The following is a 12,644-nucleotide window of genomic DNA, read 5'->3' as shown; positions in this document are numbered from 1 at the left end:
TTCTGCGCGCTCACGGCAAGGGGGGACCATGCGCGTACAGCACTACCGGATTGCCGGAGAGCCGGTCATAGTCCGCAGCGTCGAGACGTCCGAGGACGTCCGCGCGTTCCTGGATTGGTGCCGCAGTAACCACAATCGCCCGATTGCGTTCGACACGGAGACAACTGGGCTCGACATCTACGCAGCCGGGTTCCGCGTGCGCCTGGTCCAGTTCGGCACCGAACGGGAAGCGTGGGTGCTTCCGGTCGACTCCGCGGCCGGCCTGGTGTGTGCACCACAAGCCGCTGTGCGAGAGGCTCTCGAATCCTTGCCGTACCTGTTGGCGCACAACGCGAAGTTTGATGCGCTCGCGGTCGCTGCTCATCTTGGCGTGGATCTCGTGAGCCTGTGGCGCAGGATCACCGACACTCGCATTCTCGCGCATCTCCTGGACCCGCGCGGTCCGCAGGACCCTGGAGGCATCGGGCAGGGACTCAAGCCCTTGTCCGCTCGCCACGTCGACCCGGACGCGCCGGACACGCAAGCCGGGCTGTACGCCGAGTTCCGGAAGCTCGGGCACACCAAGGAAACCGGGTGGGCCGCAATCGACTTGGACAACCCGCTGTACACCTTGTACGCCGGACTGGACGTCATCTTGACGGCCCGGCTGTTCGCCGTGCTGGGGCCGCTCGTGGAGTTCGCCGGGTACGGGCGGCTCTCGGAGTTTGAGCACGCGGTGGCGTTGGTGTGCGCGCGGATAGAAGCGCGCGGGTTCCTGTTGGACGTCGAGTACACCGAAACTCTTGCCGCGCGGCTGCTTGCCGAAGCAGACGAGTGGAGCGCAGTAGCCCGCCGGTTCGGCGTGTCGTCGGTCAACGCTCCGGCGCAGATTTCCGCAGCGCTCGAAGGAATGGGCGAGAACCTCTCGGAGACAACGGAATCCGGGGCGATCAAGGTTGACAAGGAAGTTTTACTTCCGCTCGCCGACCTTGACCGCAAGTGGCAACGCATCGGAGCCCGAGAGGCGAATCCCCTTGCGGACGCGGTACTTCGGGCGAAGCGCGCATCGAAGTGGGCAACGTCCTATGCGGACGCCATGCTGTCCCGGCGCGACACACGGGACCGGATTCACCCGGACATCGCGAGCCTTCAGGCACGCACCGCGCGCATGTCCATTTCCCGGCCACCGCTTCAGCAACTCCCTTCCGGGGACTGGGTAATCCGGCGCGCCATGCAAGCCGAACCCGGGTGCGTGGTCGGCACGGTCGACTACCAGGCGGTAGAGCTGCGTGTGCTCGCCGCGCTGTCCGGCGACGTCCAGATGACCGCAGCAATCCACGCGGGCAAGGACTTGCACGCCTTCACGGCGGAGCTGATCTACGGCCCCGGCTTCACCGAGTACCACCGGAAAGTCTGCAAGGGGATCGGTTTCGGCAAGGTCTACGGCGGAGGCCCGGACACCTTGAGCCGACAGACCGGGGCACCGCTCGACCAAGTCAAGGCTGCCATCCGCGCCTACGACCGGGCTTATGCCGGAGTTCGCCGGTACTCAAAGCGGTTGCAGAGCCGCGCCGAGTGGGGCGTAAAGGAAGTCGTCACGCCCGCCGGGCGTCGGCTTCCGCTCGACCGGAAGCGGCTCTATGCGGCCACCAACTACATGGTTCAGAGTACTGCTCGGGATGTTCTCGCCGAAGCGCTGTTGCGGCTCGACGAGCGCGGGCTAACCGAATTCCTGCGGCTCCCGGTTCACGACGAAGTGGTGTTCGTGGCTCCGGCCGACGACGCGAAGGAAATCGGCCGGGAGATCCAAACGGCAATGGCGGTAGACGACTTCTTCGGCGTGCCGCTCACGACCGATTTGGAAATCGGCGGGCGCACGTGGGGATCTCTCTACGGGGCTGCCGCCTAGACGAAAGGGGGAAACCATGGCGCGGTGCCGCTGCGGCGCTACCGAAGGTGTGCACGTCTACCCGATGTGGCCACGCAAGCTGTTCCTGTGCCGCTCATGCGCGGCCGACCACTTCAAGACGCGTCGTCGGCAGGAGACGGCACGGCTACTCGCGCAGTACGGCGACGTCGACCAGACCGCGCTGCGGGCGGAGGCTCATCACGTCGCGCTGCGGGCCGAAGCGGGAGCCGTGTTGGCGTGTGCACCACAACCGGGGGCACTCGAGCCGGCCGCGGGCACCTTGCTGTGCACACCACAACCGCCGGACGACGTCGGGGCGTGCTTGGACGCGCTCGCAGCGCAGGCAGTGAGGTACTTCCGCGAGTTCGAAGGCCAGGCGTACCGGGTCTTCCCCTCCTACCGGGATCGGCAACGCGCCCGGGGACACGCCGTACGGGCCGCCAAGCGGGCCGTGTACGCCCTGCCCTATGACGTGCCGTGGCTGCGGCGGCTCTACCGAGACAGGTGCGCCTACTGCGGCGGGACAGCCGCGCACATCGACCACGTGTGGCCGCTCGTTCTCGGCGGGGACGACGCGCCGTGGAACTTGGCCACGGCCTGCGCGGACTGCAACCTGTCCAAGGGCGGCCGGGCACTGGGCGGATGGCTGCCGGGCAGGCTCGACGAGCTGACCGACGACCAGCGGGCCGCCGTCCGGGAGCTCTGGCGAACGTGGACACCCGCGTGACCGCCCCGGCCGCGAAGGTCTGCACGCACTGCGGGCTGCTCAAGCCCATGTCCGAGTTCTACCGGCGGGAGTCGAGCCGGGACGGCCGCCGGGGCGTGTGTGCCGTCTGCACCCGGCGGGCCGCCGCTATCCGCCACCAGGTCACCCGGGACGCGGCGCGCAACCGCCGGTACGTCACCCGTTACGGGATCACCGCCGACGACGTGGACGAACTGCGGGCCGCACAGCGCTACCGCTGCGCGCTCTGCGGACGGCACGAAGACCGGCTTCCGCTCGGGCTCATGGTCGACCACGACCACCATTCCGGCACCGTGCGCGCCCTGCTGTGTCACTCCTGCAATGCCGGTCTCGGCCACTTCCGCGAGAGCACGGAAACGCTACACGCAGCTATCGCATACCTCGCGCGCGGAGATGAATTGCTTGCCATTACTGAAACAGAAAAGAATTGATCAAATGACCCTCAAAGATGACAGTTTCGCGTGCATCGCGCAGCGCCTCCGGTCGGCGGCCGATGCGTTCCTCTCCGTCTCGGACGTGGCCGACGTCGCGACCGTAGCCACACCCGACGGCGTTCGGTCCCGCTCCACTGACGGAGTGCGGCGCCCCGTTGAAGACCTGGTGATCGCCCGGGACGAAGCCGGGGTGTACACCGCGCTGCGTCGCACCCGCCACCACGCGGAGCAGGCGGTACTCCATGCCGAAGCAGCCCACCGCCACGCCCAGCGAACAGCGCGGGTGCTCGACCGGGACTGACTCCGCATCCACCGTTGGAGTGAACACCACAAAATCACCCGGAAGGATCAATCGGACACCAGGCGTCAAACATGACGCTTGTCACTAGATCGCCGCGAGTTCTGCCAAGATCGAACACGCGTTCTACTATGCGACACGCCTGGGCCTGCGGTTTCTTGATCATAAACTTTGTTTACACCGTTGACCTGGGCGTTACAGGCCTTCCGAAACCATTTTTGCGGGGGCGAGGTGGCGGTGCGCCCCGCTAGTTTGGTGAACCGAGGGCATCCGGTCGGGGGACCGAAGGAGAGGGGAAAGTTGAGTACGGGCACCACCCAGCAGGGCGCGCTAGCAACCACGTTCCGCGAACAGATGGACGCGAACCGACCTGTCCAGGCACAGGGCGCAGCACTGCCGGGGCACCTTGCGCGACTGGCGAGCAACGTGCTCGCCGGGAACGCACACGCTGACCACCGGGACACTCCGGACCTGGTATCAGCCGCAGCCGGGGGAGACCGCGCGGCGGAGCTGCCGCTTTACGTGCGAGCCGCCGCCGACCTCGAACGGACCGCAGCACGCGCAACCGGGGACAGCGCGTTAGGCCGCGAAGACCTTCACCAGGAAGCCGCGATCCGGCTCATCCAAGACAGTCGAAGCGGGATGATTTCGGAGAAGTTCGGCGGCAAGGTCGGCCCTTACATTGGCCGCGCGATCCGGCGCCACCTGGTGGACCTGGTCGATTCGCAACGTCCAGGACGCCCGCCCATCCCAGGCCGGGAACGACGCAGGCTGCGCGAGGCCCTGAACGCCACCATGACCACCGCCTACACCTATGACACGGTGGCCGCGGTGCAGTATGCGCGAGCACAGTTCGGGTGGACGCTGCGGCACTTCTGGACTGTGCACGGCTCCGTATTCGGCACGCCAGTCCAGTGGGGCGACGCCGCTACCGGCGGCGGCCTGACCTTCGCTGAGACCACCGCCGACCCCGCAGCGGCCGACGAGTTCGACCGGGCCGAGCATCGCGTCACAGTCCGGCGCCTCATCGACCGTGCCGATTTGACGGCCCGGGAAAACGACATCATCAACGCTGTGTACGGATTCACCGGGACAGCGGCCACAACCGAGGAAGCTGCCGCACTGCTCGGCATGTCCAGCCGCCACGTCAAGCGGCTACGCGCGTCCGCGCTCACCAAACTCATGCACGCAGCATCCGACATCGGGCTCGCGGGGGCAGAGGCTCCCACCGCAGACATCGCGCCGATCATCTGCCAGCAACGCAGGCACGTAAGCGTGCCCTGCCTGACCTAACCCTGTTCCGTGAAAACACATTGGAGACCTATGCGCATTTACCGATGCGCCGCCGACGAAGGCGACTATGCCGGATTCGCGGTAACCGAATCGGCGATTTTCCTCACCGTGAGCCAAGCCGGGCAGGACGACGGACAGCCCGACGTGGCCGAGTTGAGTTTCACCGCAGCGCAGGCCCGCGCGCTCGGCGACAAGCTTCACCAGCTACTCAGCGAGCACGGGAAAGCCGCCGAAGTGCACGGGGTCTACCTCGGACGCACCACCGACCAGCCCGGCATACTCGTTTCCGCAGGTATCGACGGTGGGACATGCCGGAGCGTGGTCCTCGCTCGCAAGGACGCCGCAGACCTGGCAGACCGGCTCACCGTCGCTGGCACCACGCAGGCCGGCCCCGGTACCGAACAAGCCGGGCAAGCCCTGTCTGTCGCTGAACTCTTCCGCAGGGCAACCGCCCTTCGTATCACCGCGACCGTCTTCGAAGTCGATGAAGTCGACCTTTTCGACGCAGCGGAATGGGTCGTCACCGATACCGAAGAGCGCGCTGCGTAACGCCGCTTCACTCCGCAACTACCCAGCGGTCGGCCCCATTTCTGCATAGGGTGCCCGTCACAAGTTACGCGTTGCAAATAATTGAAAGTCAAGGGAACAAAAGAGGGACCTGAGCCCGCGCGGTAGACTGAAGGAAACACGCGGATGATTCAAAGAGCAAAGGACATGATCACGTGGCACAACGTGTAGCAGTCGAAGTGCTGGACGACATAGACGGCACCACCGGAGCAACCTCGGTTCACTTCGGGCTCGACGGCGCCAAATATGCAATTGACCTGTCCGAGCACAACGCACGCGCTCTACGTGACGAACTGGCCCGCTTCGTCAACGCGGCCCGCCGGACTGGCGGCAGGAAGAACCGGGGCACCGGCGCGCCTGTTCCGCGACGCAGCGGAGAGACCAGCGCGGCGCGCGCCTGGGCGATCGAGCAAGGCATAGCGGTAGCACGCATCGGCCGAGTCTCCGCCGACCTCTTGGAGCAGTACCGCGAAGCGCAGCGTGCACCGGAGCGGCCCAAGCCCACCCGCAAGCGCGGACCGCGCAAGACCGCCGCCGCAAAGTAGGGACGTAACGGCCGTCCCTGGAGGATAGTTCCGGCTGGTAACCTGTCGGCGTCTTCGGGCGGGGACGGACTTACACGCCGGTTCTAACCCGAAACAGGAAAGCCCTCCACCCTCACGGGTGGGGGGCTTTTCTTGTATCAGGGCGCGCGTGGTGTGCACTACAAGTAACTATTGTCTGCTTCCTGTCGATACGCATGCGTGACCCATACCCACGTGACAGCAGCCGCGCGGCGAGTCCTCGCAGCCGCAACCGCCACGGCCGCACTGTGGCTCTCTACTGCTTGCGGCGCCACGCCTGCACCTCCTGCGGCACCCGCGCCGACCGCAGGCACCGCACAGGCCGCCGACAACGCAGCAGCCCTCCGCGACCACTTCAGCAACGCAACCAAGTCTGCCGGATGGGCGGCTCAAGTCACGGAGATCAAGCTGGACGGCGAAGCCGTCATCGTGACAACCACGCTCACCAAAGCCGAGAAAGCAGCAACCCTCGCCGCATGCGAAGCGGGACGCAAAGCTGCCAGCGATGCACAGGTAAATTTTCAGAGCGTGAGCGTCCGCAGCGCGGACGACCGCACGCTAGCCCATCAAAATGAAAAATATGGGCCGAAAAATTGTGAAAACTAGACCGGCGATGGTCGCACGCCCCCTACTTCACAACGAGAAACACCTGATAGATATAAAGAGCCTTGCTCTGGCACCAGCAAGGGAGGGATGCCGGACCCGCAGCCCACCACCGTCATCGGCGGTGGGACCCGGCCGCCGCACCGTGCGAGGGAGGCATGCGGCGGCCGGGAGATCTAGTGGTCGTCCGAAATGAGTTCGCGCATAGCTGTGAGGGATGGCTGGTGTTTGGTGGCGTGTTTGGCGAGGCGGTCGGTGATGGCGGTGTAGTGGCCGTCCTGGTCGGGGATGACGGCGCCTGCCTCGGCGTGGTGGGGGATATGGACGATGGGCGCTGAGTATGCGGAGAAGCGAGTGAACGGGCCGGGGAATCCCAGGGCCACGTGGCCCGGCAGTATGCGGAGGGTGAGGTTTGTGGTGGTGGTGAGGGATTCGAGGTGCGCGAGCTGCCGGGTCATGATCGTGGGTGTGTCGAGGTGCTGCTGCGTGAGGGCGGCACGTGTGAGGTAGGCGGTGATCGGGGTGGTGCCGCCGGTGATCAGGGTGGTGCTTTCCGCGCGGGCGGCTGTGAGCCGCCGCGCGGTCGGCGTGTCGACGCCCTGGGCGCGCAGGACGGCCATGGTGTAGTCGGGGATCTGGAGGATGTCCGGGATCAGGTGAGGGTGCCACACCTGGATCGACTCGGAGAGTTCTGTGCAGTCACGGACTGCGGCGCGGTAGTGGGGGTGGTCGGGGCCGCAGATGATCAGTCCGGTGTGGGTGGTGTGGGCGAGGTGCTGGAGCCAGCGGGCGTCCTCGCCTGTGACGCCGAGCGCGCCGAGGATGCGTGCCACGGTCTCGGGGCGTGCTCTGCGCTGCCCGAGTTCCCAGTTCGACACGTAGGCCTGGTTCGCCCCGATCCGCCGTGCCAGCTCCCGCAGCCCCCAGTGCCGCCGCTGCCGGGCGGCGCGGAGCGCGATACCCAGCAGTATGTTGTTCCTTCGTTGCGTGTTCATTGGCGTGTTGTCCTCGGGGATGGGCTGGGTGCTGGGGCCGGTGTGTCCGGGCCGTGTCCGGCGTGGCTGGAGGGGTAGCCGGGTGGCCGGAGTACCCCGAGCCGCCCGAGTGCTCGCCGCACGGTGTTGTGCCCCGTTTTGTGGGCGTCGGCGATTTCGGTGATGGTGAGGCGGTCTTCCACGTACTGGCGTGCCCACTCTTCGCGCAGTGAGGAGGTCATCGTGTTCGCTTTCTGACGTTCTGGCCGCAGTGCGATCGAATCTGCACGCCGCGTTTCTGGAGTAGCCGTCGCACGCTCCAGTAGGTGGCGTGGTGCCGGTCGGCGAGCGCGAGCATGCTGGCGCCGTCCTGGTACTCCCGGATGATCGCGGCCTCGTCGAGATCCTTTCGCTTGACGCCCTGGCGCTGATCTGGCAGCTCAGCGCCGAGCTGCCGGAGGAGGCGGCCTGTCCAGGACAGGGAGAGTCCGGCCCGCTGCGCGATCTCGGTCAGGGACTCGCCGGCCCGCCAGGCCTCCATCATCGCGATGTTCCTGGCCGCCCGGCACGCCGTGGGGGTCGCAGGGGTCTCGTCGATGATGTCGCCAGTCTCCGGGTCGGTCAGCACCTCCGAGCCGTCGTGGCGGATCCACACCCCCATCACTGCCTCCCCGAGCGTGGGCTCAGCCCTGGGTGCTCGGGGCGGATCGCCCACCCTCGGGCGCGGCGGTACTCCACATCGCAGTACGAGCACTGGGTCGGTACTGCGTGGTTGGTCGGCCCGGATGGCGGCACGAAAGCGGCCGGCGCCGTGACGCCGCACAGCATCGCGATCTCGTCGCCCGGCGCCGGGACAGCCGAGAGTTCGGTCATGTGCCACACCCCGTCGATCACCGGGCGGATAGCCTCCGGATCGACATAGATCAGCGCGGTCACTGCTGGACCTGCCCGCTGCAGGCAGGGCACCAGTAGGCGTCCACGAACCCCGCCAAGTCGAGGTCGCCACGCTCATGCCGCACCGGGTAGAGCGTGTCGACTGAGCCCCACGGGACCAGCCACCACACCAGCGGATCCGCGAGGTACCGCTTCAGGTAGAGGTGCGCTGTCCGGAGCCGCCCGTGCATCCGGTCCGTGTGCACCCGCCACGTCAGATCCGTCGTCCCCGGCGCCCGGTAGCGCTGTGGCTGTCGTCCTACAACCCTCGTCCCCATGGCATGAAGGGTCGACTACCTAGCGTGTCTCCTCCATACCACGGCAGGTATCTCACTGTGAGAAGTACCATGGTGAGATGGTTGATCCGAGAAGTAAGGGCGGGCCGCTGAGGCTGCCGGATTGGGCTTGGCGCCGCGCCGAAGTCCGCGATGCACTGAAGGAACGCGATGTCGGTGCGCTGCTGAGGTCGGCCCAGAAGTACACCGGCGCGAGTCAAAGCCGGGTAGCCGTCGCGGTCGGCATGCTGCAGGGGCGGGTCTCGGAGATCCTGCGCGGCAACCGGACCGTGACGACTCTGGAACTGTTCGAGCGGATCGCAGCTGGCCTGGAGATGCCTGACGACGCGCGGATGCTGCTCGGCCTGGCGCCTGTGCATCCGGCTGGCCTGGACCACCTTGGCGCCAGCGGCCGGGCCGAGATTCTGGCCGTGTTCCCCTCGCAATCCAAGGCACGTATAGAACTCGAACAGCGCGCTAGCGAAGCCACCGAGGTCGAGGTGCTGGCCGTGCGGGGGCTCGGCATCCTCGGCATGAACGACTCGCTGTTGCGTGCCCACGTTCGGCAAGGTTCGGCTGCGGTGCGGGTGTTGCTGCTCGACCCGGACGGCGAGGCTGCCGTGCGCCGCGCTGCCGAGATCGGCGAGCAACCAGGCAGCTTCTCCGCCGGAATCCGACTCTCCATCGAGCTGCTACGAGACCTCGCGGCCGAAGGCGCCGAGGTCGAGGCACACACCTATGACGTGCTGCCGACGTGGCGCGTGATCGGACTCGACTCGACCCTGTTCATTTCGGCGTTCGGCGACCGCCACGAAGGTCACACGTCGCCAATGTACAAGATCACCGGTTCTCCCCATGGCGCGCTGCACCGAGGGTTCCGTAGGTTCATGGACGAGCTGCGGCGGACCTCACGCCGCGTCGTTTAGGGAGGTGCCGCGTGCCCGTTGAGGCCGAGCTGACGGCCGTCGTCCGGGATCCCGACCGTGTGCGGGCAGCGCTCTCCGAACGCGCCGAGCCGGAATATTCGGTCTACTCCGACACCTACTTCGACCGGCCCGACCATTCGATGGACCACGCCGGATACGAGTTGCGCGTGCGTACGATCACGACCGGCGATCGCCAGCGCACGGTTGTCACGTACAAGGAACCACCGGCCGACGCGGCGTCGCGGTCCAAGCCGGAATACGAGACGGCAGCCGACGACCCGCCGGTCATGTGCAAGATCTTCTCCGCGCTCGGGCTCGTCGAGCTGATCGCGCTGGAGAAGCACTGCGAGAACTATCGCTTCACGGCCGATGGCCGGGACATGCTCGCGACAGTCGTCACGATCCCGGAGCTTGCCGGGCAAACGTTCATTGAGCTGGAGACCATGGCCGAGCCGCACGACCTCGCTGAGGCGCTGCGGTCCGTGCGCGCTGTGCTCGACGACCTCGGCGTGACCAAGGATGACGCGGTGGAGCGGTCCTACACCGACATGGTCTCGGCGAAGCGCGACAGTTCACCAGGCACGTGATGCAACCTCCGGCTGCCATGAAACTGGCCGATGGCTGCGCGTATGCCCTTAGCGGAAGGTGCTGGGCCGCCGCAACAAGGGTGCCGACTCGGCGGGCGTAGTCACAAACTCGGCCATCAGGTCGAGCTGGAGCGTCAACCGGTCGCCCGCCGAACTCCTAACTTCGGGCGGCGCCCGCCCCTCTTGCGAGCGTGGACGGAACAAGACGGACCACTTTCGCTCCAGGAACTATGAATGCCCCCACCGGTGACTCAGTGGGGGCATTCATACCAGCAGTACCGGTACACGCCGGGTACGCACGACGACCGATACAGCTAGGAAACAACGGGTACTGACCGGGTGAATTTCAGCAGTTCAGAGCCCTTTTCAGAGAGTTTTCGCAGGTAAGAAGCTGCCGTTCCGTGAAGGGGCCCTTCACAGACTCTGAGTCCGTGAAGGGCCCCTTCACAGACCCGAAACCGGTCCGGCGCACGCCACGAGGTGGTCGCACACACCTCCGCATCGCCCGCTGCTAGGTCCCCGACCAACTTTGCCGGAACCGTTCTACTTCGGGCTGATCTTCATCGGAGGTGCGGCGTTTTCCTTGCTGATCAGCGGGGTCATCGTCGGTGTGGCGAAGAACCGTGTACCGACCTCCCCGGCGGCCGACGCGCAGTTCTTCGCCGGAGTTCGTCGAGGTGTGCTGGCCATGTGGCTGTGCGCGGTGGTGACGGTGGTGCTGGGGGTTCTGATCCTGGTGGTGATCGCGGACGGGAGGGGCAGCACCCCGGTGAGTGCGGGGGCGTTGACCGCCGCCTTCGCCGTTGCCCTGGTGGCGGTGAGTTTCACCGCGGCGACCTCGATCGTCGTGCGTCGTGCGGTGCCGAAGGCCTGACGGTCGTTCACGCCGCTGCGTGCCCGGTTCTCGTTCCTCCTCGGCACCGTGTCTGACCTCGGCGTTCCGCAGGTGTGCGGGGCGTGCGGTCAGTAGGGTGCGGGCCGGGGAGGAAACGCCGGGGTTCATGGCAGTGCCTGTGCGCTGGAGGAGGCGGCCGCGCCGCGCATTTGCCGGCCGGCCGGCCGTCGCCGTCGCTGGCTTCCATCGCGCTGCCGTCCGGGCCGCTGGCCTCGCTCGACCCGTGCACGCTGGTGAAACCCGGGCAGGCGCAGCAGATCGACGCGGGTGGCCGGAAGTGGTCGCTGTTCGCCAACTTCACCGACTCGGACGGGGTGAACTGCGCGGCCGGGCTGGCGGTCTCGGCCACCTCCTCGATCCAGATCGTGAGCGGCGACCTGGACGATCCGAACGGGGCCTGCGACGCGGTGAAGGCCGGGATTCCCATGGTGGCTGGGAATCTGCCCGGCTGAGAGTCAGGCGGACACGCGGTCGGCTATGTGCTTGGCGATCTCCAGGGCGCTGGTGGCCGCGGGGCTGGGTGCGTTGAGCACGTGCACCTGGTTCCGCGCGGACTCGATGAGGAAGTCGTCCACGAGTGCGCCGTTCGGCCGAAGTGCTTGCGCGCGTACGCCGGAGCCGTGGCGCACGATGTCGTCTTCGGTCACCGCGGGCACGAGCTGGGCGAGGCTGGCCGCGAAGCGCTTCTTGGAGAACGACCGCCGCACCTCCTCCAGCCCGGTGGGGTAGGCGTACTTGCGCGCCAGCCGCCAGACGCCGGGGAAACGCGCGACGTCCGTGAGGTCCTTCATGGAGACGTCTGCCCAGCGGTATCCCTCGCGGCGCAGGGCGAGCACCGCGTTCGGGCCGGCGTGCACGCTGCCGTCGAGCATCCGCGTGAGGTGCACGCCGAGGAACGGCAGTGTCGGGTCCGGCACCGGGTAGATCAGGCCGCGCACCAGGTGCCGCCGATCCGGCTTGAGTTCGTAGTACTCGCCACGGAACGGCACGATCCGCGCACTCGGCGTGAGACCCGCCAGCTCGGCCACCCGGTCGGCGTGCAGGCCCGCGCAGTTGACCAGCGCGTCCGCCCGCAGTACCTCGGTGCCGGTGGCCACCTCGACGCCGCCGCTCCGGCCGGCCCGGATGCCGAGCACCGGCGTGCCGAGCCGCAGGTCGGCGTCGGCCTCGTCGAGCAGCCGGACCAGCGCCGAGCACACCGCGGGGAAGTCGATGATCCCGGTGGAGTCCACGCGCAGCGCCGCCACACAGGAGACCTCCGGTTCGTACTCGCGGGCCTCGGCGGGGGAGATCCGCTTGGCCGGCACGCCGTTGGCCTCGGCCCGGGTGGCGAGCGTGTCCAGTGCGGGGATCTCCTCCTCCCGCGTGGCCACCACGAGCTTGCCGCACACCTGGACCGGAACCCCGTACTGCCGGGCGAAATCCACAATGGACCGGTTGCCGGCCACCGACATGCGGGCCTTGAACGAGCCCGGCTTGTAGTACAGCCCGGCGTGCACCACATTCGAGTTGTGCCCGGTCTGGTGCGCCGCCCAGCGGGACTCCTTCTCCAGCACAGTCACGTCCTGACCGCGTTGCGACAGCTCCCAGGCAACGGCCAGGCCGACGATTCCCCCACCGACCACCACGACATTTCGCACGGCAGGGAAGGCTACGCGCTTCG

General features: G+C 67.1%; 17 protein-coding genes. 12 read left to right on the top strand and 5 right to left on the bottom strand.

What is annotated here, in order from left to right; genetic code table 11:
* The first annotated feature begins 28 nt into the window (after positions 1 to 28).
* The 8 genes from ATK36_RS15620 (at position 29) to ATK36_RS31490 (ending at position 6,394) form a co-directional block, all read left to right on the top strand.
* Positions 29 to 1,888 (top strand): DNA polymerase, encoded by a 1,860-nt coding sequence (locus ATK36_RS15620; protein WP_098512181.1) that lies wholly within the window; start codon positions 29 to 31, stop codon positions 1,886 to 1,888.
* A gap of 16 nt (positions 1,889 to 1,904) precedes the next feature.
* The gene (locus tag ATK36_RS15615) at positions 1,905 to 2,615 is read left to right on the top strand and encodes an HNH endonuclease (RefSeq protein ID WP_245914770.1); all 711 of its coding nucleotides are present in this window, start codon (positions 1,905 to 1,907) and stop codon (positions 2,613 to 2,615) included.
* Positions 2,612 to 3,064, top strand: coding sequence for an endonuclease VII domain-containing protein (locus tag ATK36_RS15610; RefSeq protein WP_211291885.1), 453 nt, complete (start codon positions 2,612 to 2,614; stop codon positions 3,062 to 3,064). Before ATK36_RS15615 ends, ATK36_RS15610 begins: the two co-directional genes overlap by 4 nt.
* A 4-nt stretch (positions 3,065 to 3,068) precedes the next feature.
* Positions 3,069 to 3,368 (top strand): hypothetical protein, encoded by a 300-nt coding sequence (locus tag ATK36_RS15605; protein ID WP_098512178.1) that lies wholly within the window; start codon positions 3,069 to 3,071, stop codon positions 3,366 to 3,368.
* A 297-nt stretch (positions 3,369 to 3,665) separates the two neighbouring features.
* Entirely contained in the window at positions 3,666 to 4,658 is a 993-nt protein-coding gene (locus ATK36_RS15600; RefSeq protein WP_098512176.1) for a sigma factor-like helix-turn-helix DNA-binding protein, read from the top strand.
* Positions 4,659 to 4,688: 30 nt separating this feature from the next.
* Entirely contained in the window at positions 4,689 to 5,207 is a 519-nt protein-coding gene (locus ATK36_RS15595) for a hypothetical protein (protein WP_098512175.1), read from the top strand.
* Positions 5,208 to 5,380: 173 nt separating this feature from the next.
* Positions 5,381 to 5,770, top strand: a complete 390-nt coding sequence (locus ATK36_RS15590; protein WP_098512173.1) for a histone-like nucleoid-structuring protein Lsr2 — start codon at positions 5,381 to 5,383, stop codon at positions 5,768 to 5,770.
* Between the two features lie 213 nt (positions 5,771 to 5,983).
* Entirely contained in the window at positions 5,984 to 6,394 is a 411-nt protein-coding gene (locus ATK36_RS31490) for a hypothetical protein (RefSeq protein WP_141544448.1), read from the top strand.
* Positions 6,395 to 6,567: 173 nt separating this feature from the next.
* Here the strand turns inward: ATK36_RS31490 and ATK36_RS15585 are convergent, their stop codons facing one another.
* From ATK36_RS15585 to ATK36_RS15570, 4 genes are all read right to left on the bottom strand, one after another.
* Positions 6,568 to 7,386 (bottom strand): Scr1 family TA system antitoxin-like transcriptional regulator, encoded by an 819-nt coding sequence (locus ATK36_RS15585; RefSeq protein ID WP_098512172.1) that lies wholly within the window; start codon positions 7,384 to 7,386, stop codon positions 6,568 to 6,570.
* 217 nt (positions 7,387 to 7,603) lie between these two features.
* Positions 7,604 to 8,026 carry a helix-turn-helix domain-containing protein gene (locus ATK36_RS15580; protein WP_245914769.1) on the bottom strand — a complete coding sequence of 141 codons (423 nt, stop codon included), beginning with the start codon at positions 8,024 to 8,026 and terminating at the stop codon, positions 7,604 to 7,606.
* Positions 8,026 to 8,301, bottom strand: coding sequence for a hypothetical protein (locus tag ATK36_RS15575; protein WP_211291884.1), 276 nt, complete (start codon positions 8,299 to 8,301; stop codon positions 8,026 to 8,028). The genes ATK36_RS15580 and ATK36_RS15575 overlap by 1 nt, the downstream gene beginning before the upstream one ends.
* Positions 8,298 to 8,576: a hypothetical protein gene (locus tag ATK36_RS15570; RefSeq protein WP_141544447.1), complete on the bottom strand. Its 279-nt coding sequence runs from the start codon at positions 8,574 to 8,576 to the stop codon at positions 8,298 to 8,300. Before ATK36_RS15570 ends, ATK36_RS15575 begins: the two co-directional genes overlap by 4 nt.
* Positions 8,577 to 8,653: 77 nt before the next feature.
* Between ATK36_RS15570 and ATK36_RS15565 the strand changes: the two genes are divergently transcribed.
* The 4 genes from ATK36_RS15565 to ATK36_RS15550 all read left to right on the top strand — a co-directional run bounded on the left by ATK36_RS15565 (position 8,654) and on the right by ATK36_RS15550 (position 11,433).
* A complete protein-coding gene (locus ATK36_RS15565; RefSeq protein WP_098512169.1) occupies positions 8,654 to 9,499 on the top strand; it encodes a helix-turn-helix domain-containing protein in 846 nt (281 codons plus the stop codon).
* 11 nt (positions 9,500 to 9,510) lie between these two features.
* A complete protein-coding gene (locus ATK36_RS15560) occupies positions 9,511 to 10,086 on the top strand; it encodes a class IV adenylate cyclase (protein ID WP_098512167.1) in 576 nt (191 codons plus the stop codon).
* A 529-nt stretch (positions 10,087 to 10,615) separates the two neighbouring features.
* Entirely contained in the window at positions 10,616 to 10,960 is a 345-nt protein-coding gene (locus ATK36_RS15555) for a hypothetical protein (protein ID WP_245914767.1), read from the top strand.
* Between the two features lie 170 nt (positions 10,961 to 11,130).
* Positions 11,131 to 11,433: a hypothetical protein gene (locus ATK36_RS15550; protein WP_211291883.1), complete on the top strand. Its 303-nt coding sequence runs from the start codon at positions 11,131 to 11,133 to the stop codon at positions 11,431 to 11,433.
* A 3-nt stretch (positions 11,434 to 11,436) separates the two neighbouring features.
* Here ATK36_RS15550 and lhgO read toward each other — a convergent pair whose 3' ends face one another.
* Positions 11,437 to 12,621 carry an L-2-hydroxyglutarate oxidase gene (lhgO, locus tag ATK36_RS15545; RefSeq protein ID WP_098512164.1) on the bottom strand — a complete coding sequence of 395 codons (1,185 nt, stop codon included), beginning with the start codon at positions 12,619 to 12,621 and terminating at the stop codon, positions 11,437 to 11,439.
* Positions 12,622 to 12,644 lie beyond the last annotated feature (23 nt).

This window comes from Amycolatopsis sulphurea (assembly GCF_002564045.1).
Classification (GTDB): Bacteria; Actinomycetota; Actinomycetes; order Mycobacteriales; family Pseudonocardiaceae; genus Amycolatopsis; species Amycolatopsis sulphurea.
This window is presented reverse-complemented; position numbering and strand designations above follow the sequence as displayed.